The organism is Methylobacterium sp. Gmos1, assembly GCF_053764715.1.
This window is the reverse complement of the sequence record NZ_JBSNCC010000001.1, coordinates 346,659-368,581: the sequence shown is the minus strand read 5'-3', so window position 1 is coordinate 368,581 and position 21,923 is coordinate 346,659. Positions and strand designations below refer to the sequence as shown.

18 protein-coding genes and 1 tRNA gene are annotated in these 21,923 nt (G+C 71.3%); 17 read left to right on the top strand and 2 right to left on the bottom strand.

What is annotated here, in order from left to right:
• The first annotated feature begins 224 nt into the window (after positions 1–224).
• The 10 genes from mce to acuI all read left to right on the top strand — a co-directional run bounded on the left by mce (position 225) and on the right by acuI (position 13,453).
• Complete coding sequence (gene mce / locus ACS5PV_RS01670; RefSeq protein ID WP_455393643.1) at positions 225–629, top strand: methylmalonyl-CoA epimerase; 405 nt, start codon at positions 225–227, stop codon at positions 627–629.
• The gene (locus tag ACS5PV_RS01665; RefSeq protein WP_455393642.1) at positions 626–958 is read left to right on the top strand and encodes a DUF1467 family protein; all 333 of its coding nucleotides are present in this window, start codon (positions 626–628) and stop codon (positions 956–958) included. Before mce ends, ACS5PV_RS01665 begins: the two co-directional genes overlap by 4 nt.
• A 462-nt stretch (positions 959–1,420) precedes the next feature.
• Positions 1,421–2,755, top strand: a complete 1,335-nt coding sequence (gene proS / locus ACS5PV_RS01660; RefSeq protein WP_455393641.1) for a proline--tRNA ligase — start codon at positions 1,421–1,423, stop codon at positions 2,753–2,755.
• Between the two features lie 4 nt (positions 2,756–2,759).
• The gene (locus tag ACS5PV_RS01655) at positions 2,760–4,070 is read left to right on the top strand and encodes a lipoprotein-releasing ABC transporter permease subunit (RefSeq protein ID WP_455393640.1); all 1,311 of its coding nucleotides are present in this window, start codon (positions 2,760–2,762) and stop codon (positions 4,068–4,070) included.
• Positions 4,071–4,180: 110 nt separating this feature from the next.
• Positions 4,181–4,885: an ABC transporter ATP-binding protein gene (locus ACS5PV_RS01650; protein WP_455393639.1), complete on the top strand. Its 705-nt coding sequence runs from the start codon at positions 4,181–4,183 to the stop codon at positions 4,883–4,885.
• 248 nt (positions 4,886–5,133) lie between these two features.
• Positions 5,134–7,812 carry a pyruvate, phosphate dikinase gene (gene ppdK / locus ACS5PV_RS01645; RefSeq protein WP_455393885.1) on the top strand — a complete coding sequence of 893 codons (2,679 nt, stop codon included), beginning with the start codon at positions 5,134–5,136 and terminating at the stop codon, positions 7,810–7,812.
• A gap of 250 nt (positions 7,813–8,062) precedes the next feature.
• Positions 8,063–9,799, top strand: coding sequence for an adenylate/guanylate cyclase domain-containing protein (locus tag ACS5PV_RS01640; protein WP_455393638.1), 1,737 nt, complete (start codon positions 8,063–8,065; stop codon positions 9,797–9,799).
• Between the two features lie 147 nt (positions 9,800–9,946).
• Positions 9,947–11,152: a cell wall hydrolase gene (locus ACS5PV_RS01635; protein ID WP_455393637.1), complete on the top strand. Its 1,206-nt coding sequence runs from the start codon at positions 9,947–9,949 to the stop codon at positions 11,150–11,152.
• Between the two features lie 471 nt (positions 11,153–11,623).
• Positions 11,624–12,241 (top strand): hypothetical protein, encoded by a 618-nt coding sequence (locus tag ACS5PV_RS01630; protein ID WP_455393636.1) that lies wholly within the window; start codon positions 11,624–11,626, stop codon positions 12,239–12,241.
• Positions 12,242–12,463: 222 nt separating this feature from the next.
• Positions 12,464–13,453, top strand: a complete 990-nt coding sequence (gene acuI / locus ACS5PV_RS01625; protein WP_455393635.1) for an acrylyl-CoA reductase (NADPH) — start codon at positions 12,464–12,466, stop codon at positions 13,451–13,453.
• 23 nt (positions 13,454–13,476) lie between these two features.
• On the opposite strand, the gene ACS5PV_RS01620 is transcribed toward acuI, so the two are convergent.
• Positions 13,477–13,680, bottom strand: coding sequence for a hypothetical protein (locus tag ACS5PV_RS01620; RefSeq protein ID WP_455393634.1), 204 nt, complete (start codon positions 13,678–13,680; stop codon positions 13,477–13,479).
• Positions 13,681–13,884: 204 nt separating this feature from the next.
• Between ACS5PV_RS01620 and queA the strand changes: the two genes are divergently transcribed.
• On the top strand, positions 13,885–14,973 hold the full coding sequence (queA, locus tag ACS5PV_RS01615; protein ID WP_455393633.1) for a tRNA preQ1(34) S-adenosylmethionine ribosyltransferase-isomerase QueA: 1,089 nt from the start codon (positions 13,885–13,887) through the stop codon (positions 14,971–14,973).
• The gene (tgt, locus tag ACS5PV_RS01610) at positions 14,970–16,103 is read left to right on the top strand and encodes a tRNA guanosine(34) transglycosylase Tgt (protein WP_455393632.1); all 1,134 of its coding nucleotides are present in this window, start codon (positions 14,970–14,972) and stop codon (positions 16,101–16,103) included. The genes queA and tgt overlap by 4 nt, the downstream gene beginning before the upstream one ends.
• A 43-nt stretch (positions 16,104–16,146) precedes the next feature.
• Here the strand turns inward: tgt and ACS5PV_RS01605 are convergent, their stop codons facing one another.
• Positions 16,147–17,211: a hypothetical protein gene (locus tag ACS5PV_RS01605; RefSeq protein WP_455393631.1), complete on the bottom strand. Its 1,065-nt coding sequence runs from the start codon at positions 17,209–17,211 to the stop codon at positions 16,147–16,149.
• Between the two features lie 129 nt (positions 17,212–17,340).
• Between ACS5PV_RS01605 and ACS5PV_RS01600 the strand changes: the two genes are divergently transcribed.
• The 5 genes from ACS5PV_RS01600 (at position 17,341) to ACS5PV_RS01580 (ending at position 21,920) form a co-directional block, all read left to right on the top strand.
• Positions 17,341–17,416 (top strand) — tRNA-Lys (locus ACS5PV_RS01600).
• A gap of 332 nt (positions 17,417–17,748) precedes the next feature.
• Positions 17,749–18,279, top strand: coding sequence for a hypothetical protein (locus tag ACS5PV_RS01595; RefSeq protein WP_455393630.1), 531 nt, complete (start codon positions 17,749–17,751; stop codon positions 18,277–18,279).
• 266 nt (positions 18,280–18,545) lie between these two features.
• Positions 18,546–19,472 (top strand): ABC transporter ATP-binding protein, encoded by a 927-nt coding sequence (locus ACS5PV_RS01590; protein WP_455393629.1) that lies wholly within the window; start codon positions 18,546–18,548, stop codon positions 19,470–19,472.
• A complete protein-coding gene (locus ACS5PV_RS01585) occupies positions 19,469–20,230 on the top strand; it encodes an ABC transporter permease (RefSeq protein WP_455393628.1) in 762 nt (253 codons plus the stop codon). Before ACS5PV_RS01590 ends, ACS5PV_RS01585 begins: the two co-directional genes overlap by 4 nt.
• 73 nt (positions 20,231–20,303) lie before the next feature.
• Complete coding sequence (locus ACS5PV_RS01580; protein ID WP_455393627.1) at positions 20,304–21,920, top strand: ABC transporter substrate-binding protein; 1,617 nt, start codon at positions 20,304–20,306, stop codon at positions 21,918–21,920.
• The last annotated feature ends 3 nt before the right edge of the window (positions 21,921–21,923 follow it).

Sequence of the window (21,923 nt, the reverse complement as noted above, 5' to 3'; positions counted from 1 at the left end):
CCAGCGCGCGCCCCTCAGAACGGGCGAGCTTTGTCCGGAAACGTGGTTCCCCTCTCCCGACCCGGCCTCATGGCCGGGCCACCCTCCCCCGCAGAGGGGGGAGGGAGATTTCCGCGCCTCAAGCGGTCGCTGTGGAGGCACTGAAGACCGTTGATGCCGGCGCGCCAGTGGCGCCAAGATCCGAGAACCAGAGCATCTCTACGGACCACCGGAGGAACACCCCCATGATCGGCCGGCTCAACCACGTCGCCATCGCGGTGAAGGATCTCGAAGCCTCGGCGAAGGTGTATCGCGACACCCTCGGGGCGACCCTGTCGACGCCGCTGCCGCAGCCCGAGCACGGCGTGACGGTGATCTTCGTCGAGCTCCCCAACAGCAAGATCGAGCTCCTGGAGCCGCTGGGGGCGGATTCGCCGATCAACGCCTTCCTGGAGCGCAATCCGGGCGGCGGCATCCACCACGTCTGCTACGAGGTCGACGACATCCTGGCCGCCCGCGACAAGCTCAAGGCGCAGGGCGCGCGCATCCTCGGCTCGGGCGAGCCGCGCATCGGCGCCCACGGCAAGCCGGTGCTGTTCCTGCATCCGAAGGACTTCCTCGGCACCCTGGTCGAGCTGGAGCAGGCGTGAGCGCGCTTCTCGACCGCGCCACCGCCTCGATCCCCCGCACGCTCGCGGCATGCGTGCTCCTGATGCTGCCGATGCTGGCGCTGGCGATCTGGGGGTTCCGCCTCAGCGGGTTCGGGGCGGGGGCGCTCTACTTCGTGGTGTGGTGGACGGTGCTGTTCGCCGTGCTGCCGTTCCGCGCCGCGCCCGACGGCAGCGAGGTGATCGTGCCGGGCCAGGACCTCGGCGCACCGCACAAGCCGCAGATGCGCCGCAAGGCGGTGTGGACCACGCTGGTGTCGGACGTGGTGTTCATCGTGGCGGTCGCGGCGTTCCCGCTCGCCGGATTGTGACAGGTCGCGGCCGTTCAAGGTCGCGACTTGCCCTGGCGAAGTACAAACGCTCATCGCTGAAGCGCAAAATAAAAAAGCAAGGCTCGGGAGCCTTGCTTGTTAGCTTTCTGAATGTTTTGACCAGCCTGAATTATATTGTTCACCCGTGCGGGCGTTGAGGCTGGCTTTTCCTCCCGAGACTCGGACCTTGCGCGGCGCCGTTCGGCCTGCCTGCGCATCATCGCGAGGACGCTTATAGGAAGAAGAATTCGCATTGTCACCTGGCTCGGAGCAGGTTGATGCGTTTTTTTGCATGACCACCGCATTTTCCTTTCCCGGCCCGCGCCGGACGCGGGGGAGGCGGCCCGGCCGGCGCCCCGGGCCGCGTTTCATGTTTTGCGAACGGGGCCGGAAGCGTGCAAAAGGGCGTTCCCCGGGGCGAGGCCCCGGCGCAACCACCCGCCTGCCACGCCAAGGTCCGACATGCGTCTCAGCCGCTACTTCCTGCCCATCCTGCGCGAGACGCCCAAGGAAGCCGAGATCGTCTCGCACCGCTTGATGCTGCGCGCCGGCATGATCCGCCAGGAGGCGGCCGGCATCTACGCCTGGCTGCCGCTGGGCTTAAGGGTGCTCAACCGGGTCTCCGACATCGTCCGGGCCGAGCAGGACCGCTCGGGCGCGATCGAGCTCTTGATGCCGACGATCCAGTCGGCGGAGCTGTGGCGCGAGTCGGGCCGCTACGACGCCTACGGCAAGGAGATGCTGCGCATCCAGGACCGGCACGAGCGCGACATGCTGTTCGGGCCGACCAACGAGGAGATGATCACGGCGATCTTCCGCTCGGCGGTGCGCTCCTACAAGGACCTGCCGAAGAACCTCTACCACATCCAGTGGAAGTTCCGCGACGAGGTGCGCCCGCGCTTCGGCACCATGCGCTCGCGCGAGTTCCTGATGAAGGACGCCTACTCGTTCGACCTCGACCAGGCCGGCGCGCGGCACTCCTACAACAAGATGTTCGTGGCCTACCTGCGCACCTTCGCGCGCCTCGGCCTCAAGGCGATCCCGATGCGGGCCGAGACCGGGCCGATCGGCGGCGACCTCAGCCACGAATTCATCATCCTGGCCCAGACCGGCGAGAGCGAGGTCTTCTGCGACCGCGCCTATCTCGACTTCCCGACCCCCGACGCGACGACCGACTTCGACGACGTCGCCGGCCTGCAGGCCACCGTCGATCACTGGACCTCGCGCTACGCCGCCACCTCCGACATGCATGACGAAGCGGCCTTCGCCGAGGTGCCGGTGGCTGAGCAGATGGCCGCCCGCGGCATCGAGGTCGGCCACATCTTCTACTTCGGCACCAAGTACTCCGAGCCGATGGGCGCCAAGGTGACAGGGCCGGACGGCCAGGAGCGCCCGGTCCACATGGGCTCCTACGGCATCGGCCCGAGCCGGCTCGTCGCGGCGATCATCGAGGCCGGCCACGACGAGGCCGGCATTGTGTGGCCGGACGCGGTGGCGCCGTTCGACGTCGCGCTCCTCAACCTCAAGGTCGGGGATGCCGGGACCGACGCGGCCTGCGCCAAGCTCCAGGGCGAGCTGGAGGCCGCCGGCCTCACCGTGCTCTACGACGACCGCGACGAGCGCCCGGGCGGAAAGTTCGCCACCGCCGACCTGATCGGCCTGCCCTGGCAGGTCATCGTCGGGCCGAAGGGTCTCGCCGAGGGCAAGGTCGAGGTGAAGCGCCGCGCGACCGGTGCCCGCGAGACCGTGGCGCCCGACGCGGTGCCGGCGTTCCTGCGCCAGAACCGGACCGCCTGACCCGATGGCCCTCGCCGCGATCCGCGACCGCATCCCCAATGTCGGTGCCCTGTTCGCGGGGCGTAGGCAGGGCGCCACCCTTCCGTTCGCTCCCTTCGAGTGGACGATCGCCGGGCGCTACCTGCGCACTCGGCGGAAAGAAGGCTTCGTCTCGGTCATCGCCCTGTTCTCGTTCCTCGGGATCATGCTGGGCGTAGCCACCCTCATCATCGTGCTCTCGGTGATGAACGGCTTCCGCAAGGAGCTCTTGAGCAAGATCGTTGGCATCAACGGCCACATCTTCGTCGCGCCGATCGACCGGCCGCTGACCGACTTCGCCGACCTGTCGGACCGGCTCGGCAAGGTGGCAGGCGTCCACCTCGCCCTGCCGATGGTCGAGGGACAGGCCTTCGCCTCGTCGCAGTTCGGCGGCTCGGGCGTGCTGGTGCGCGGCGTGCGCGCCGACGACCTCCAGAAGATCCCCTCGGTCGCCAAGACGATCCGGGGCGGCACGCTGGAGAACTTCGACACCGGCGGCGGCGTCGCCATCGGCAAGCGGCTCGCCGAATCCCTCGGGCTGCAAGCCGGCGACACCATCACGCTGGCGACGCCGAAGGGCGCCACGACCCCGTTCGGTACCGCGCCACGCATCAAGAGCTACAACGTGGCGGCGGTGTTCGAGGTCGGCATGTCCGAGTTCGACGGCACCTTCGTCTACATGCCGCTCTCCGAAGCGCAGGCCTTCTTCAACCGCGACGGCGACGTCTCGGTGATCGAGATCTTCCTCGACAACGCCGATTCGGTCGGGGAGGCGCGGGGAGAGCTGGAACTGGCGGCCGAGCGCCCGGTGCTGATCACCGACTGGCGCCAGCGCAACCGCACCTTCTTCTCCGCCCTCGAGGTGGAGCGCAACGTGATGTTCATCATCCTCACGCTGATCGTGCTGGTCGCGGCGCTCAACATCGTGTCGGGCCTCATCATGCTGGTGAAGGACAAGTCGAGCGACATCGCGATCCTGCGCACCATGGGGGCGACGCGCGGCGCGATCATGCGGGTGTTCCTCATCACCGGCGCCTCGATCGGGATCCTCGGCACGCTCGCGGGCTTCGTCCTCGGGCTCGTCTTCTCGGCGAACCTCACGGTGATCCAGCGCACGCTGTTTCCCGGCGCCTGGGACCCCACCGTGCGCTTCCTGTCGGAGATTCCGTCCGAGACCAACGCCAGCGAGGTCGTCGCCGTCGTCCTGATGTCGATGGTGCTGTCGCTCCTCGCCACGCTCTACCCGTCCTGGCGCGCCGCCCGGCTCGACCCGGTGCAGGCCCTGCGCTACGGCTGATCCTTCGGGCGCTCGCCCCCCCCGACCCTGTTCCCGAGTACGCACCGGATGCCGCGACCCGTCTGTCCCCCGATTCCCGCCCCGCGCGATCCAGCGAGGGGCGCCTGACCTTGACGGACGACACCCAGCAGCAGCCGGTCCCGGCGCTCTTCCTCGCCCGGGTCGAGCGCCGCTACGCGCAAGGCGCCGGCCATCTCGAGATCCTGCGCGGGGCCGACCTCGCGATCTGGCCCGGCGAGATCGTGGCCCTCGTCGCGCCGTCCGGCACCGGCAAGTCGACCCTGCTCCACGTCGCCGGCCTGCTGGAGCGGCCCGACGGCGGCGAGGTCTATATCGGCGGCCAGCCGAGCGCCCGGATGGACGACGCCGCCCGCACCCGGATGCGGCGCGAGGAGATGGGCTTCGTCTACCAGTCGCACCACCTGCTGCCGGAATTCTCGGCGCTGGAGAACGTGGTGCTGCCCCAGCTGATCCGCGGCCTGTCGGCGCGGGAGGCGCGCTCGCGCGCCTCGGAGCTGCTGTCATTCCTCGGCCTCAAGGAGCGCCTGAGCCACCGCCCGGCGGAACTGTCCGGCGGCGAGCAGCAGCGCGTCGCCATCGCTCGCGCCCTCGCCAACGGCCCGCGGCTGCTGCTCGCCGACGAGCCGACCGGCAACCTCGACCCGCAGACCGCCGGCCACGTCTTCGCGATCCTGGTCTCGCTGGTGCGCGCGTCGGGCGTCGCGGCGCTGATCGCCACACACAACCTGGACTTGGCCGCCCGGATGGACCGGCGGGTGACGATCCAGAACGGGCTCATCGTCCAGCTCGCCTGAAGCCAAGCCGATCTTCCGCATCGCGGGAGCGATGCCGCAGGGATCGCCGCGGATCGCATGACCCCTTCGCCGCGGGGCCGCCGGGCGCTACAGTCCAGGACCGGGACGGAAACGACGGATGTCTCCGCGCACGAGGGCTCTGGACGGTGTCACCGTTCAGCTTGCGTTGGGGTTGCGAATGGTCCAACCCGGCGGGAACGTCAGGCGGCAGCCGCTACGAACGGACGAGTGACATGGCCGGAAGTGACATGGTGAAGTGGGTCTACACCTTCGGCGACGGCAAGGCCGAGGGCAAGTCGGCGATGCGCGACCTGCTCGGGGGCAAGGGCGCGAACCTCGCCGAGATGTCGAATCTCGGCCTGCCCGTGCCGCCGGGCTTCACCATCACGACCGAGGTCTGCACCTACTACTACGATCACGGCCGGCAATATCCGCCGGAGCTGAAGGATCAGGTCGACGCGGCGCTCCAGGCCGTCGGGTCCTTGACCGGTCGCCGCTTCGGCGACGCCGAGTCGCCGCTCCTCGTGTCGGTGCGCTCCGGCGCCCGGGCCTCGATGCCCGGCATGATGGACACGGTGCTCAACCTCGGCCTCAACGACACCACCGTCGAGGCGCTGGCCCGCGGCGCCGGCGACGAGCGCTTCGCCTACGACAGCTACCGCCGCTTCATCACCATGTACTCGAACGTGGTGCTCGGCGTGGAGCACCACTCCTTCGAGGAGGTGCTGGAGCGCTACAAGGACGAGAAGGGGCTGACCCTCGACACCGAGCTGGCCGCCGCCGACTGGAAGCACCTGATCGGCGAGTACAAGGCGCTGGTGAAGCGCGAGCTCGGCGAGGACTTCCCGCAGGATCCCCAGGCCCAGCTCTGGGGCGCGATCGGCGCGGTGTTCGGCTCGTGGATGAACCCGCGCGCCAACAAGTACCGCGAGCTGCACGCGATCCCGGCGAGCTGGGGCACCGCGGTCAACGTCCAGGCCATGGTCTTCGGCAACATGGGCGAGACCTCGGCCACCGGCGTCGCCTTCACCCGCAACCCCTCCACCGGCGAGAAGGCGCTCTACGGCGAGTTCCTGATCAACGCGCAAGGAGAGGACGTGGTGGCGGGCATCCGTACCCCGCAGGACATCACCGAGGCCGCGCGCCAGGAATCCGGTTCCGACAAGCCCTCGATGGAGCGGGCGATGCCGGAGGCCTACGCAGAGCTCGTGCGCATCTACGGGATGCTCGAGCACCATTACCGCGACATGCAGGACCTGGAATTCACGGTCGAGACCGGGAAGCTCTGGATGCTGCAGACCCGCAACGGCAAGCGCACGGCGAAGGCCGCGCTCCGCATCGCCGTGGAACTGGCCGCCGAAGGCCTCATCACCCACGAGGAGGCGGTCGGCCGCGTCGAGCCGGCCTCACTCGACCAGCTGCTGCACCCGACCATCGATCCGAAGGCCGAGCGCAAGGTCATCGCCACCGGCCTGCCGGCCTCGCCGGGCGCGGCGTCCGGCGAGATCGTATTCAACTCCGAGGAGGCGGAAGCCGCCAAGAAGGCCGAGCGCAAGGTCATCCTGGTGCGCATCGAGACCTCGCCGGAGGACATCCACGGCATGCACGCCGCGGAAGGCATCCTCACCACCCGCGGCGGCATGACCTCGCACGCGGCGGTGGTCGCCCGCGGCATGGGCAAGCCCTGCGTGTCGGGCGCCGGCCAGATCCGGGTGGATTACGCCGCCCGCACCCTGTCGGTCGGCGGCGTGACGCTGAAGGCCGGCGACCGGATCACCATCGACGGCTCGAACGGCCAGGTGATGCAGGGTTCGGTCGAGATGGTCGAGCCCGAATTGTCCGGCGACTTCGCGGCGCTGATGGAATGGGCGGACAAGGTCCGCACCATGAAGGTCCGCACCAACGCCGAGACCCCGCTCGACGCCCGCACCGCCCGCAAGTACGGCGCGGAAGGGATCGGCCTGTGCCGCACCGAGCACATGTTCTTCCAGGAGGAGCGCATCGTCGCGATGCGCGAGATGATCCTGGCTGATGACGCGGAAGGCCGTCGCGCCGCGCTCGCCAAGCTCCTGCCGTACCAGCGCCAGGACTTCGTCGAGCTGTTCACCATCATGTCGGGCCTGCCGGTGACGATCCGGCTCCTCGATCCGCCATTGCACGAGTTCCTGCCGCATTCCGACAAGGAGATCGGCGAGGTCGCCGCCGCCACCGGCGTCCAGGAGGACAAGGTGCGGCGCCGGATGAACGAGCTGCACGAGTTCAACCCGATGCTCGGCTTCCGCGGCTGCCGGCTCGCGATCCTCTACCCGGAGATCGCCGAGATGCAGGCGCGCGCGATCTTCGAGGCCGCCGTCGAAGCGGCCAAGCAGACCGGCACGCCGATCATCGCCGAGGTGATGGTGCCGCTGGTCTTCACCCGCACCGAGTTCGACCTCGTCAAGGCCCGCATCGACGCCATGGCGAAGGCCGTGGCGTCCGAAACCGGCAGCGAGGTCGAGTACCAGGTCGGCACGATGATCGAGCTGCCGCGCGCCGCGCTGCGGGCCGGCGACATCGCCCAGACGGCGGAGTTCTTCTCCTTCGGCACCAACGACCTGACCCAGACGACGCTCGGCATCAGCCGCGACGATGCCGGCCGGTTCCTCGGGCCGTACACGCAGCGCGGCATCCTGGCCTCCGACCCCTTCGTGTCGATCGACCAGGAGGGCGTGGGTGAACTCGTGCGGCTCGCCGCCGAGCGCGGCCGGGCGGTGCGGGACAAGCTGAAGCTCGGCATCTGCGGCGAGCACGGCGGCGACCCGGCCTCGATCGCCTTCTGCCAGGATACCGGCCTCGACTACGTTTCCTGCTCGCCCTTCCGCGTGCCGATCGCCCGGCTCGCGGCGGCGCAGGCGGCGCTCAAGGTGAAGGGCCGCGGCGAGGCGTGAGCGATGCACGGCCCGAGGTTCGCACCTCGGTCCGTGAGCATTACCCTCTCCCCGCGGGCGGGGAGAGGGCCGTGTCACCGTTCAGGTGATACAGCGAGGCGGTAGCCGAAGGTGAGGGGGAGGTGCCGGGTGAGACTCCTCCGGTACCTCCCCCTCACCCTCGCCCTTCGGGCTCCCTGAGCCCCTTCGGAGCTCAGGCCTCTCCCCGCCCGCGGGGAGAGGGGAGGCCCGCGCCAGGAAGAATGACCCGATGCGCGAACCGCGACAGGCCGTCGGCCCGGACCCGCAGGCCGGCGCCCGCCTGTGGCGCGGCTCGCTCGCGCAGCGGCTGCGGCTGGTCTCGGGGCTGGTCCTGTTCGCCTTCGCGGGCACGCATTTCGCCAACCACGCGCTCGGCCTCGTCGGCCTCGACACGATGATGGACGTGGCCCGCTGGCGGGTCGCGGTCACGCGCTCGGTCCCGGGCAGCCTGATCCTCGGCCTCTCGCTCCTCGCCCACGTCGCCTTCTCCCTCGTCAAGCTCGCCGAGCGCCGGACGCTCAGGATGCCGCCCTGGGAGGCGGCGCAGACGGTGCTCGGCTTCGCGATCCCGTTCCTCCTGGTGCCGCACGTGCTCGGCACCCGGGTCACCAACCTCGTCGACGGCACACGCACCACCTACGCCTACGTGATTGCCCGGATCTGGCCCGACGGCATGGGCTTCCAGACCGCCCTGCTGCTGGTGGTCTGGCTGCACGGCTGCCTCGGGCTCCATGCCTGGCTGCGCCTGTCGCCGCTGTACCGGCGGATGGCGCCGCTCTTCGCCGTGCCGGCCGTCGGCCTGCCGGCCGCGGCGCTCGCCGGCATCGTCGCGCAGGGGCGGATCATGGAGCGCGACCGGGTGCTGGCGCGCCGCTTCGACGCGCCCGACCTCGACGCCCGCTGGCCGGTGCCGAGCACCGATCCGGCGATCGCCGCCTGGGGCGACACCGTCACCGGGGCGATCTACGCCGCGGTCGCCCTGGCGCTCGGGGTGGTGCTGGTCCGGGCGGCCGCGAGCCTGCGGGCCCGGCGCTTCAGCGTCGCCTACGTCGATGGGCCGACCGTGAAGAGCCTGGAGGGACCGACCCTCCTAGAGATCAGCCGGGCGAACCGGGTGCCGCACGTCTCGGTCTGCGGCGGGCGCGGGCGCTGCTCGACCTGCCGGGTGCTGGTGGTCGGCGGCGAGGCGAACCTGTCGGCGGTCAGCACCCAGGAAGCCGCGGCGCTGCGGGCGATCGGCGCGCCCGCCAACGTGCGCCTCGCCTGCCAGGCGCGGCCCTCCGGCGACGTGGCGGTGGTGCGCATCCTCGACGCCCGCCGCGAGAGCGCGGACCAGCACCTCGCGAGCACCGACATCGCCGGGATCGAGCGCGAGGTGGCGATCCTGTTCGTCGACATCCGCGGCTTCACGCCGCTGTCGGAGCGCAAGCTGCCCTTCGACGTCGTGTTCATCCTCAACCACTTCTTCGAGGCGGCGGGCCGCGAGATCGAGGCGGCGGGGGGCTGGATCGGCGGCTATGCCGGCGACGGCCTGCTCGCGCTGTTCACCCATCCGGACGGGATCGGCCCGGCCTGCCGCGCCGCCTTCACGGCTGCCGGCCGCATCGACGATGCGGTGGCCGAGCTCAACCGGCGGCTCGCCGGCGAGCTGCCGGCGGCCTTGCGCATGGCGATGGGCCTGCATGCCGGCCCTCTGGTGCTCGGCCGCCTCGGCTACGGCGCGAGCCGGGGGATGTCGGTGATCGGCCCGGCGGTGAACCTAGCGAGCCGGCTCGAATCCCTCGCCAAGGCCGCCGACGTGCAGCTCGTCGCCTCGGCCGAGGCCGCGCAGCGGGCCGGCATCGCCCTCGACGGCCTGCGGGTGGAGACCGTGGCGGTACGGGGCGTGCGGGCGGAACTGCCCGTGATCTACGCCCCACGCGCCGCCGATCTCGCCGGGCGGTTGCGCGCGCCCGCACCGGTTTAACCAACGCTCAACCATACCCCGCGACACTCACGCTCAGGTTTTCGGTCCCGCGCGGGCCGGGCGTGCGAGAGTGAGGTCGGGGCTGTGGGCAGGCGGTACTTGCGCAAGCGCGACCTGCGCCGACGGCAGGTCCAACGGACCAAGGGGATGCGCTGGCTCGCCGCGGCGGTCGCGCCCTGGGCCGTCGGCCTCGGCGTCCTGGTGTCGTTCACCGCCTCGGCCGGCTACGAATCGTCGCTCGGGTCGAGTGCCGTCGCGCGCCTCGTGCCGCGCATGACGCCGCCGCTGCCGGAGCGCGGCCTGATCACGCAAGTCTCCTGGTCACAAGTCAGCCTGACCGGCCCCTTGCGCCTCGCCCTCGACGCCGAGCCGCTGCGCCCCGACCTGAAGGTCGACGCCCGCACCCGGCCGGAGGCGCAGCGCACCCACAAGGGCGACGCCCTGGTGCCGGCCCGGGTCGGCGGTGCCGGCCGCGCGTCTCCGGTGACTGCCGGCTGGCTCGGCAGCAGCGGCCCGAGCGTCGCCTCGACCTTCACGCCGGGGCCCGCGACCTGGAACCCGGAGATCGAGCCGCAGGAGGGCTTCGTGCCGTTCCCCGAGGCCGATGCCGGCGAGGCGGGCGCCAGCTCGCCGGCGGCCGGCGCCTCGGCGCCGACCCGCGGCGCGACCGCCGCCGGGCAGACCGCCGACGCCGCCCGCGAGGCCCGCGAGCGCGGGAGCCAGGGCGGCAGCACCCCGGCGGTGCCCCGCGCCGTCGCCCTGTCCTCGACGACGCCGGCGCCCGCCGACGCCACGCCGGTCGAGATCGCCGCCGGCGGCCAGATTTCCCCGCGCCTCGACCGCGACGCCAAGGCGGCGATCACGACCGCCGCCCGCATCGCCCCCGAGGCCCTGCCGAGCGAGGACGCCAGGCGCCGCTACGCCGACCTCATCACCCCGGAGAACGCCGAGAAGGAGCAGCGCTGCCTCGCGGAAGCGGTCTACTTCGAGGCGCGCGGCGAGCCCGAGCAGGGCCAGGCCGCGGTCGCCCAGGTGGTGCTCAACCGCGCCAAGAGCGGGCTGTATCCGGCCAACATCTGCGGCGTGGTCTACCAGAACCGCCACCGCTACATGGGTTGCCAGTTCTCCTTCGCCTGCGAGGGCAAGTCGCTGCGCATCACCGACGATGCCTCCTGGCAGACCGCGACCCGCGTCGCCCAGTCGGTGGTCGAGGGCCGCACCTACCTCGCCGATGTCGGCGGGGCGACGCATTACCACGCCGACTACGTCAAGCCGCGCTGGTCGCGCCGCCTGCGCAAGATGGACGTGATCGGCCGCCACATCTTCTACCAGTTGCGGCCGGGGCAGACGTGATTCCCTGACGCGCAGGGTCCGGTGGCGCGGGCGGGTTCTGTCCCCGCCCCGCGCCGAACGGGCGGCCCACTGATCGATCGATGACCTCGACGCCCTCCGGCGTCGTCCCGGGGCTGTCCAGAGCCGGACCCGCGGGACGACACCGGGGGGCGTTGTGTTGGCCGAAAGCCCTCGGCGCGCTTCCGGCGGGTGCCCGGATTTCCCCCGCCTCTTCCCGTGTCATGGTTTACACCGACACTATCGGCACAGGACAATTTGAGGGTTCCCGAGTCCCGCCCGCCGATCGACTCTCAGGCTTGCGTGATTCCCTCCGTATTTCGCCGAAATACGTAGTAAATCCCGAGGGCAATTTTACCCTCTTCGGGCTTTCGGCTTGCCTGGAGGGCATCCGAGCGGCTTCTCTCACGGGCAAGCGTGGCGCTGGCGAGCCCCGCGCCGACCCATTCCCCGCCTCCTTGAGGAAGCCCGACCATGCCCGCCCGGGTCACCCGTGCCACCACCCGCGTTACCGCCGCGACCGCCCTCGCGGCCGGCCTGCTCTTCGCCGCCCCGGCCGTCGCCGGCGGCTACGGCTGCACCACCGATTGCTACCGCCACGTCGCGACCCCGCCGGTCTACGGCACGGTGTCCGAGCAGGTGATGGTGCGCCCGCCGCGCACGGTGAACCACGTCGTGCCGCCGGTCTACGACACCGTCTCCGAGCAGGTGCTGGTCTCCCCGGCCCGCCGGGTGTGGCAGACCTCAGTCGACGCCTACGGCCAGACCGTCGGCTGCTGGGTCACGATTCCCCCGCGCTACGCCACCCAGACCCGCCGGGTCCTGGTGCGCCCGGCCCAGGTGGTGCCGCAGGTGATCCCGCCGGCCTACGCCTCCTACCAACGCCGCGTCCTGGTCGAGCCCGGCCGCTCGGGCTGGGTCCCGGCCCAAGGCGGCGGCTATGGCGGCGGCTACGGCGCCGGCCCGGCCCCGGGCGGCATCGTCGGCGCGGGCCTCGGCCTGGCGGGGGCGGGCGTCGGTCTTGCCGGCGCGGCGGTCGGCGCCGGCACCGGCCTCGTCTTCGGCGGCGGCAGCATCTACGACGGCTACTAGAGAGCTTCGCGATCGCGTTGCAATCGCGAAGCTCTCCAGGTCTTTGATTTTGCCGCATACCTTCGACGAACCGGTATCCACTTCGTCGGAAAATGCTCTAGAGCCCGACACGCGGCCCGGGCCTCGCCCGGGCCGCACGGCCTTGCCGCGGTGGCACTGCCGCACCACAACCCTGGCTGACGCGAACGCGGCCGGATCCGCGCGCGACCAGGGAGGCGGAGCGTGGGCACCTTCAAGGCGGTGGTGATCGAGAAGGGCGAGGGCGGCCAGCGCGTCGCGCTCAAGGATTTCGACGAATCCGAGCTGATGGACGGCGACGTCACCGTTCGGGTCACCCACTCCACCCTGAACTACAAGGACGGGCTGGCGCTGACCGGCAAGGCCCCGGTGGTGCGGCGCTGGCCAATGATCCCCGGCATCGACTTCGCCGGCGTGGTCGAGTCCTCCTCCCACCCGGACTGGAAGCCCGGCGACGCCGTGGTGCTCAACGGCTGGGGCACCGGCGAGACCCATCTCGGCGCCTACGCGGAGAAATCCCGCGTCAAGGGCGACTGGCTGGTGGCGCTGCCGGCCACTCTCACCCCCGAGCAGGCGATGGCGGTCGGCACTGCCGGCTACACCGCGATGCTGGCCCTGCTGGCGCTGGAGCGCCACGGCCTGACCCCCGAATCCGGCCCGGCCCTGGTGACGGGCGCGGCCGGCGGCGTCGGCTCGGTGGCGGTCTCGCTCCTGGCGCGTGCCGGCTGGCACGTCATCGCCTCGACCGGGCGGGCGGAGGAGGAGGCCGCGTACCTGCGCGGCCTGGGCGCCGCCGAGATCATCGACCGGGCCGAGCTGAGCCAGCCGGGAAAACCGCTCGGAAAGGAGCGCTGGGCCGCGGCGATCGATGCGGTCGGCTCCACCACGCTCGCCAACGCGCTGGCGATGACCCGCTACGGCGGTGCGGTCGCGGCCTGCGGGCTCGCCGGCGGCATGGACCTGCCGACCTCGGTGGCGCCGTTCATCCTGCGTGGCGTCGCGCTCTACGGCATCGAGAGCGTAATGGCGCCGCTCTCCTTGCGCCGCGAGGCCTGGGCCCGGCTCGCCCGCGACCTCGACCCCGCCGCCCTCTCGGCGATGACCACCACCGTGCCGCTCGCCGAGGTGATCGATCGCGGGCCCGAGATCCTGGCCGGGCGCACCCGCGGCCGGGTCGTCGTGACGATCGCGTAGGGCGCCGTCGCCCCCGGGCCGGCTCAGGCGGTGGCCGGCCGGCTCGGCGTGCGGGCCTGCTCGCGCAGGCGGCTCACCTGCGCCCGCGCCCGGGCCGAGGCAGCCTTGCGGGCGTAGTGGTTGCGCATGAAGCCGAAGCGAGCGGAGGCCGCGAGGCTCTCCAGCCGCTCGGCCTCGCACTCCCACCAGACGACGAGCTCGGCATCGAGGGTCGGATGGCTGGCCATGACGAGGAACTCCACGACGGTCGGGACCGGTACCGCTCCAGATGGGGCGGGGCGGCCCGTCATGCCACCGGCCCGTCGGGTGCGGATCACCTCGCGGACGCGCGGATGGTGCGGGACGCGAGGTCCCGGCGCGCAGGGGCGTCGATCGGCCGAACGGCGTCCGCCCCCATTGATCCGGCGGCGGAATCCTGGCTGAAGGGCCGCATGCGCGTGGACCTGTTCGATTTCGACCTGCCGGAGGACCGCATCGCCCTCCGGCCCGCGGTGCCGCGGGACGGCGCCCGCCTGATGCTGCTGCACCCTGGATCCCCCCCGGAGGACCGGGTGGTGCGCGATCTGCCGGGCCTGCTGCGTCCCGGCGACGTCCTGGTGTTCAACGACACCCGGGTGATCCCGGCCCGCCTGCGCGGCCTGCGCCACCGGCCGGACGGCCCTACCGTCCGCCTCGAGGCGATGCTGCATCTCCGCGAGGCGCCGGACCGCTGGCGCGCCTTCGCGCGGCCGGCCAAGCGCCTGCGGGTCGGCGACCGGGTCAGCTTCGGCGCGGCCGGGGAGGGCGAGACCTGCGCCATGACCCGCCTCGACGCCACGATCGTCGCGCGCGGGGAGGGGGGCGAGACCACCTTCGCCTTCGACCTCGCCGGGCCCGCCCTCGACGAGGCGGTGGCGGCTCTCGGCGAGTTGCCGCTGCCCCCCTACATCGCCGCCAAGCGCCCGACCGATGCGCAGGACGCCAGCGACTACCAGACCGTCTACGCCCGCGAGCCCGGGGCGGTGGCGGCTCCCACCGCCGGCCTGCACTTCACGCCCGAACTGCTGGCGGCCTGCGACGCCGCGGGGCTCTCGCAGGTGCGGGTGACGCTGCATGTCGGCGCCGGCACCTTCCTGCCGGTCAAGACGGACGACACCGACGAGCACCGGATGCACGCCGAGATCGGCGAGATCACGCGGGAGGCCGCCGAGGCCCTGAACCGCGCCCGCGCCGCGGGCGGGCGGATCGTCGCGGTCGGCACCACGGCCTTGCGGCTCCTCGAGAGCGCCGCCGAGCCCGACGGCACGATCCGGCCCTGGACCGGGGCCACCGAGATCTTCATCACACCGGGCTACCGTTTCCGCGCGGTCGACGTGCTGATGACCAACTTCCACCTGCCGCGCTCGACCCTGTTCATGCTCGTCTCGGCCTTCGCCGGGCTCGAGCCGATTCGGGCGGCCTACGCCGCCGCGATCGCGCGCGGCTACCGGTTCTATTCCTACGGCGACAGCAGCCTGCTGTTCCGGGCAGAGACGCGATGACCGACCAGTTCAGCTTCACCGTCGCGGCGACTGACGGCCCCGCCCGTACCGGCGAGATCCGGATGCCGCGGGGCGTGATCCGCACGCCCGCCTTCATGCCGGTGGGCACCGCCGGCACCGTCAAGGCGATGTATCCCGAGCAGGTGAAGGCGCTCGGCGCCGACGTCGTGCTCGGCAACACCTATCACCTGATGCTGCGCCCGGGCGCGGAGCGGGTGGCGCGCTTGGGCGGCCTGCACGCGATGATGCAGTGGCCCTACCCGATCCTGACCGATTCCGGCGGCTTCCAGGTCATGTCGCTGGCCGGCTTGCGCAAGCTCGACGAGACCGGCGTGCGGTTCCAGTCGCATCTCGACGGCTCGACGCATCTCTTGAGCCCCGAGCGCTCGATCGAGATCCAGGGCCTGCTCGGCTCCGACATCCAGATGCAGCTCGACGAGTGCGTGCGCCTGCCCGCGCCCGAATCGGCGATCGAGAGCGCGATGCGGCTATCCCTACGCTGGGCCGAGCGCTGCCGCATCGCCTTCGGCGACCAGCCCGGCAAGGCGATGTTCGGCATCGTGCAGGGCGGCGACATCCCAGGCCTGCGCGTCGAGAGCGCGCGGGCGCTGGTCGATCTCGACCTCAAGGGCTACGCGATCGGCGGGCTCGCGGTCGGCGAGCCGCAGGCGACGATGCTCGCGATGATCGAGGCCGTCGAGCCGCACCTGCCGACGGAGAAGCCGCGCTACCTGATGGGCGTCGGCACGCCCGACGACATCGTGCAGGCGGTGAGCCGCGGCATCGACATGTTCGACTGCGTGATGCCGACCCGGGCCGGCCGCCACGGCATGGTCTATACCCGCCACGGCCGCCTCAACCTGCGCAACGCGCGCTTTGCCGAGGACAACACGCCCCTCGACCCGGAATCGACCTGCCCGGCGGCGAACCTCTACAGCAAGGCCTACCTGCACCACCTCGTCCGCGCCGGCGAGATTCTCGGCATGATGCTGCTGACCTGGAACAACCTGTCCTACTACCAGGACCTGATGGCGGGCTTGCGCAAGGCCATCGCGGCCGGGCGGCTCCACGACTTCATCGGCGAGACCCGCGAGGGCTGGCAGAAGGCGGAGCGCGACCGGGCGGCGTGATCGATGCCCGTCGACCGGCTCCGGCGGGCCGGTCGACGCCGCCTCAATGCTCCGCCGCCGGCGGGCTGGCGAGGATCCGGTAGAAGCCGTCCGGGTCGTCGCGGCGCTCGTCCACCGCCCGGCGCAGGGCGTCGACGACCCGCGCGGCGACCGGCAGGCGGTAATGCAGGGCGTCCCAGTAATTCGTGTCGTCCCGCGTGACCGGCGAGGGGATGCGGAAATCGACCGCGAGCGCGCCGCGCCGGCGGGCGATCTCCGCCACCCGCGCCTTGCACGCCGCCTCCCGGACGGCCGCAGCGCTGCCGGGCCGGGCTTGCGCCGCCACGTTGACCGGCATGAAGGCGACGAGCTTGAGCGCGTCCGCCGGCGCGAGGCCCAGCAGTTCGTCGAGCCAGGGGAGGGCGGGCGTGCCCGGATCCGCTTCCGGCCGCCCCTCGGGGACGGGCGCGTCGCCGTGGATGTGGGCGGCCGCGCGGGCGGCGTCGTAGCGCGATTCCGGCGGGGTGAAGACCTCGTAGCCGTCGCCGCGGATGCGGACCGGCATTCGCCCGAGGCGGTGGAGCAGCGCGCGCCCGGCGATCTCGACGCTCTGCTGGTTCCACTGGTGGAACACCGCGCTCCAGGCCGGGGGCTCGCGGTAGAGCCAGGGCGGGAAGGCCCGGAAGGTCAGGCGCTTGCGGTCCGCGTCGGACTCGCACCACGGCGCGTCGAGACCGAACAGCACCGCCTTCGCGGGCGCCCGCGCGAGGAACAGCCGGGCGAGCTGCGCCTGCTCCCAGGGCGTCGCGGCGTTCATCGCGAAGTTGGCGAAATGCCCGCCGAAGGCCTGGTCGAGGGCCCGCGGATCGAGGAGGCGGGCGGTCGAGGTACCGAACACCGCCGCATCGTACGCCCCGCTGCGCACCACCTGCGGGTACATGAAGCGCTGGTTGAGATCCATGATCGGCCCCGGCGCCCGCCCGGGGGCGGCGCGCAGGCCGTAGGGATCGAGGACGGTCACGAAGGCGAGCACGAGGGCAGCCATCAGCCCGGCCGCCCCGAGGAGGAGGCCCGTGAAGCGCCGCCAGGTCGCGGCCGGATCGGCGGGGGGGGCGGTGTCAGGCGGCATCGACGCGGGACATGTGTGGGCGGCCCTGGTCTCCCGGTTGACCCGGCCGCGTCAACCCCCTATGTCCGCGACTGCTCCGAACAGGACCTGGGCCGGCCCGCCAGCGCCGCGCCGCCATCCATGGGGCACGGGCGCGTAGCTCAGCTGGTAGAGCAACGGACTTTTAATCTGTAGGTCCTGGGTTCGAGTCCCAGCGCGCTCACCACATCTCGCGACCGGATCGACCCTGACACGAACGGGCGGTGTGCTTCGTCTGGCCACCGGGCCTACGGTGATCCGCCCGTGACGGCGACGGCTGCATCAAGGTGCGGCAGTCCTGCCCGGATCTGCTCCGGCCGACGCGGCGGGGTCGGGCGATCGGCGGCCTCTCCGTATGAACGGGCTTCCCCAAACGGCGGATCGCGCTCCCTGATTTCCAGCGCGGACATCGTCGCCCTCTTCGTTGACGAGCGTGGCCGCCTGTGCAAGGAGCCGGTGCCCGGATGATCTGGAGGGGCGATGTCGGGGAATGATGCGCTCATGAAGGCCTTGGCTGATGTGAGCGAACGGCGAGCGGCGCTCGAGGCCGAGTACGAGCGCATCGGAGCGGAGCTGGCCAAGCTCCGTCTCGCCGAGAACGCGCTCCGGGCGATCATCGAGGATACGCCGATCGAGGAGCTCGGCCTGTCGCTGCCCTCGCCGGGTCCGGCCTCCGGCCCGGACCGGGGCGAGCCGCGGGCAGGCGGGCGTCGCGGCCCGCGGGGGCCGCGGGCGAACTCGACCAAGGGCCGCCTCAAGGCGCTGATCGACGGCGCCGGGCCGCAGGGCCTGTCGCAGCCGCAGATCCTGCGTGCGCTGCCCGACGCCGCGCCGACGACCATCAACGCCTATCTCAGCTCCATGGTGACGGCCGGCGAGGCTCTGCTCGTCGGCAACTTCTACACCAAGGTCCGAGGCCGGGACGACGGGCCCGAGGCGCCGGAGGACGACGAGGCCGAGCGCCCGGAGACCGACGAGGACGCCTATGACGGCGACGGCCTCGACGACGAGGACGGCCCGGACCGGGACGGCCCCGGAAAGGCCGCCTGAGCCGTGACCGCCGGGTGCGCTTGCGCACCAACCCGGCGCGGGAAGGGGCGCATACCGCGCCGCACCGAACCGGTTTCGCGTCGCGCCCGGGCCCGGGCGCGACGACGTGGCCGCGAGCGACCTGCCGGCGGACGACTTGCCGGCGGACGACTTGCCGGCGGACGACCGGCCGGGAGCCAAATTGCCGGCAACGGATGGTGGCCCTCCCGCCCTCTCCGGCCTAGGTGAGGCGCGACACCGTCAGCCCAAGGACAATCCGGGACCGGATGACGCCCATCATCGCGATCGACAACCTGTCGAAGACCTACGCCTCGGGTCACGCCGCGCTCAAGCGCGTCGACCTGAGTGTCCGCCAGGGCGAGATCTTCGCCTTGCTCGGGCCGAACGGCGCCGGCAAGACCACCCTCATCAGCATCATCTGCGGCATCGTCACGCCGAGCACCGGCACGGTGACGGTCGGCGGGCACGACATCCTGGCGGCGCCCCGCGCCGCCAGGCAGCTGATCGGCCTGGTGCCGCAAGAGCTCACCGCCGACGCCTTCGAGACGGTGTGGGCGACGGTGAGCTTCAGCCGCGGCCTGTTCGGGCTGAAAGCCGACCCCGCGCATATCGAGCGGACCTTGCGCGACCTCTCGCTGTGGGAGAAGCGCGACGCCAAGATCATGACCCTGTCGGGGGGCATGAAGCGGCGGGTGCTGATCGCCAAGGCGCTCGCGCACGAGCCGCGCATCCTGTTCCTCGACGAGCCCACCGCCGGCGTCGACGTGGCGCTCCGCCAGGACATGTGGCGCCTGGTGCGGCGCCTGCGCGACCAGGGCGTCACCGTCATCCTCACCACCCACTACATCGAGGAGGCCGAGGAGATGGCCGACCGGGTGGGGGTGATCGCCAAGGGCGAGATCGTGCTGGTCGAGGAGAAGGCCGAGCTGATGCGCAAGCTCGGCCGCAAGGAGCTGACGCTCCAGCTCCACGAGCCGCTGGCCAGCCTGCCGCCGGCGCTCGCCGGCCATCCGCTGGCCCTGTCGCAGGACGGCACCGCGCTGACCTACACCTACGACACCAAGGCGGAGCGGACCGGCATCACGACGCTGCTCACCGATCTCGCCGCCTCCGGCATCCGCTTCCGCGATCTCCAGACCCGGCAGAGCTCGCTCGAGGACATCTTCGTCGACCTGGTGAGGGACCGCGCATGAACTGGCCCGCCATCCGCGCCATCTACGGCTTCGAGATGCACCGCGCCTTCCGCACGCTGCTCCAGAGCATCGTCGCCCCGGTGATCTCGACCTCGCTCTACTTCGTGGTGTTCGGCGCCGCGATCGGCGGGCGGATCACCTCGGTCGACGGCGTGCCCTACGGCGCCTTCATCGTGCCGGGGCTGATCATGCTGACGCTGCTGACCCAGAGCATCGCCAACGCCTCGTTCGGCATCTACTTCCCGCGCTTCTCCGGCACGATCTACGAGATCCTGTCGGCGCCGATCTCGGCGGTCGAGATCGTCGCCGGCTATGTCGGGGCGGCGGCGACCAAGTCGATCATGCTCGGGCTGATCATCCTGGCGACCTCGGCCCTGTTCGTACCCCTGCGCATCGAGCACCCGTTCGTGATGGTGCTGTTCCTGGTGCTCACGGCCGTCACCTTCAGCCTGTTCGGCTTCGTGATCGGCCTGTGGGCCGACGGGTTCGAGAAGCTGCAACTGGTGCCGCTCCTCATCGTCACGCCGCTGACGTTCTTAGGGGGCAGCTTCTACTCGATCGACATGCTACCGCCCCTGTGGCGGGCGGTCAGCCTCGTCAATCCGGTCGTCTACCTGATCAGCGGCTTCCGCTGGAGCTTCTACGGCCACTCGGACGTCAACCCGGCGGTTAGCCTCGCCATGGCGGTGGTGTTCCTGGTCGCGTGCCTCGCGGCGGTGGCGTGGATCTTCCGGACGGGGTACCGGCTCAAGAGCTAACCCTCGCGCCGTCCAGGAGCCGGAATGGCGCAGCTCTTGCTGCGGCGGGCAAGCCCTCACGGAGCCCGCCGCCATGTCACGCCCGCTCTGCTCCCGCCCGCTCTTTCTCTCCGCGACCCTCTCCGCTCTCCTCCTCGCGACGCTGCCGGCCCGGGCCGAATCGGTCCTGCGCATCGGCATGACCGCCGCCGACGTGCCGACCACCACCGGCATGCCGAACAACGGCTTCGAGGGGATGCGCTTCCTCGGCTACCCGGTCTTCGAGGGGCTGGTGCTGTGGGACCTCTCGCGCACCGACCGGCTCGCGACCCTGCGGCCGGGCTTGGCCGAAAGATGGGAGCAGGCGCCCGACGACCCGAAGACCTGGATCTTCCACCTGCGCCAGGGCGTGCGCTTCCACGACGGCACCGCCTTCGACGCCGACGCGGTGATCTGGAACCTCGACCGCTACTTCAAGTCGGACAGCCCGCACTACGAACCGCCGGCCGCCGGCATCACCCGGGCGCGGGCGCCGCTGCTGGCGAGCTACCGCAAGATCGACGCGCGCACGATCGCCATCACCAGCGCGACGCCGGCCTCGTACTTCCCCTACATGGTGGTCTACCTGCTGCTCACCTCGCCGGCCTCGTTCGAGGCGGCCGGACGCGACTGGGCCAAGGTCGGGATGCTGCCGGCCGCCGGCACCGGGCCGTTCCGCATCACCGGGGTGCGGCCGCGCGAGGCGGTCGAACTCGCCCGCAACCCGGATTACTGGGACGGCGAGAACCGCGCCAAGGTCGACCGGGTGCGGCTGATGCCGATCCCGGAGGCCAATGCCCGCCTCGCGGCGCTCCGCGCGGGTCAGGTCGACTGGATCGAGGCGCCGGCGCCGGACGGGCTCGCCTCCTTGCGCCAGGCGGGGTTCACCATCACCACCGGGTCCTACCCGCATGTCTGGCCGTGGTTCTACAATATCGGCGCGGCCAACAGCCCGCTGAAGGACGTGCGGGTGCGCCAGGCGCTCAACTACTGCATCGACCGGGAGGGGCTCGTCACCTTCCTGAACGGCACCGCCGAGCCGGCCGTCGGCTGGCTGAAGGCCGCCGATCCGAATTTCGGCGCGCCGCAGAACCGCTACCGCCTCGATCCCCAGAAGGGCCGGGCGCTCCTCGCCGAGGCCGGCTTCACCGAGACGAAGCCCTTGTCGCTCAAGGTGATGATCTCGACCTCCGGCTCGGGCCAGATGCAGCCGCTGCCGATGAACGAGTTCCTGCAGGAGAACCTGAAGCAGACCTGCAACGTCGACGTCACCTTCAACGTGGTCGAGTGGCAGGTGCTGCTCAATGCCGGGCGGGCGGCGCCGGATTCGCCGGCGCTCCAGGGGGCGAACGCCCTCAACGTCTCCTCGCCGTCCTCGGACGTCGCCGTGATGGCGCGCTACTTCTCCTCCGCCAACGTCTCGCCGAAGGGCTTCAACTTCCCGCAATGGGCGGATGCCCGCTTCGACGCGGCGCTCAAGGACCTCGCCGGGGCGACCGACCCGGAGGCGATCGCCGCGGCGACGCGGGCGGCGCACGAGCGCCTGGTCGATGATCCGCCCTGGCTGTACATCGTGCATGACCTCAACCCCAGGGCAATGTCGCCGCGGGTGAAGAACTTCGTCTCGCCCCAGTCGTGGTTCGTCGACCTGGCCCGGATCAGCGTGCAGTGAGGA

Bases quoted from the DNA above. Each gene is read 5' to 3' on its own strand.
- mce (WP_455393643.1), top strand. From the start codon at position 225: ATGATCGGCCGGCTCAACCACGTCGCCATCGCGGTGAAGGATCTCGAA.
- proS (WP_455393641.1), top strand. From the start codon at position 1,421: ATGCGTCTCAGCCGCTACTTCCTGCCCATCCTGCGCGAGACGCCCAAG.
- ACS5PV_RS01655 (WP_455393640.1), top strand. From the start codon at position 2,760: ATGGCCCTCGCCGCGATCCGCGACCGCATCCCCAATGTCGGTGCCCTG.
- ppdK (WP_455393885.1), top strand. From the start codon at position 5,134: ATGGTGAAGTGGGTCTACACCTTCGGCGACGGCAAGGCCGAGGGCAAG.
- ACS5PV_RS01640 (WP_455393638.1), top strand. From the start codon at position 8,063: ATGCGCGAACCGCGACAGGCCGTCGGCCCGGACCCGCAGGCCGGCGCC.
- ACS5PV_RS01635 (WP_455393637.1), top strand. From the start codon at position 9,947: ATGCGCTGGCTCGCCGCGGCGGTCGCGCCCTGGGCCGTCGGCCTCGGC.
- ACS5PV_RS01630 (WP_455393636.1), top strand. From the start codon at position 11,624: ATGCCCGCCCGGGTCACCCGTGCCACCACCCGCGTTACCGCCGCGACC.
- ACS5PV_RS01620 (WP_455393634.1), bottom strand. From the start codon at position 13,680: ATGGCCAGCCATCCGACCCTCGATGCCGAGCTCGTCGTCTGGTGGGAG.
- queA (WP_455393633.1), top strand. From the start codon at position 13,885: ATGCGCGTGGACCTGTTCGATTTCGACCTGCCGGAGGACCGCATCGCC.
- tgt (WP_455393632.1), top strand. From the start codon at position 14,970: ATGACCGACCAGTTCAGCTTCACCGTCGCGGCGACTGACGGCCCCGCC.
- ACS5PV_RS01605 (WP_455393631.1), bottom strand. From the start codon at position 17,211: ATGCCGCCTGACACCGCCCCCCCCGCCGATCCGGCCGCGACCTGGCGG.
- ACS5PV_RS01590 (WP_455393629.1), top strand. From the start codon at position 18,546: ATGACGCCCATCATCGCGATCGACAACCTGTCGAAGACCTACGCCTCG.
- ACS5PV_RS01585 (WP_455393628.1), top strand. From the start codon at position 19,469: ATGAACTGGCCCGCCATCCGCGCCATCTACGGCTTCGAGATGCACCGC.
- ACS5PV_RS01580 (WP_455393627.1), top strand. From the start codon at position 20,304: ATGTCACGCCCGCTCTGCTCCCGCCCGCTCTTTCTCTCCGCGACCCTC.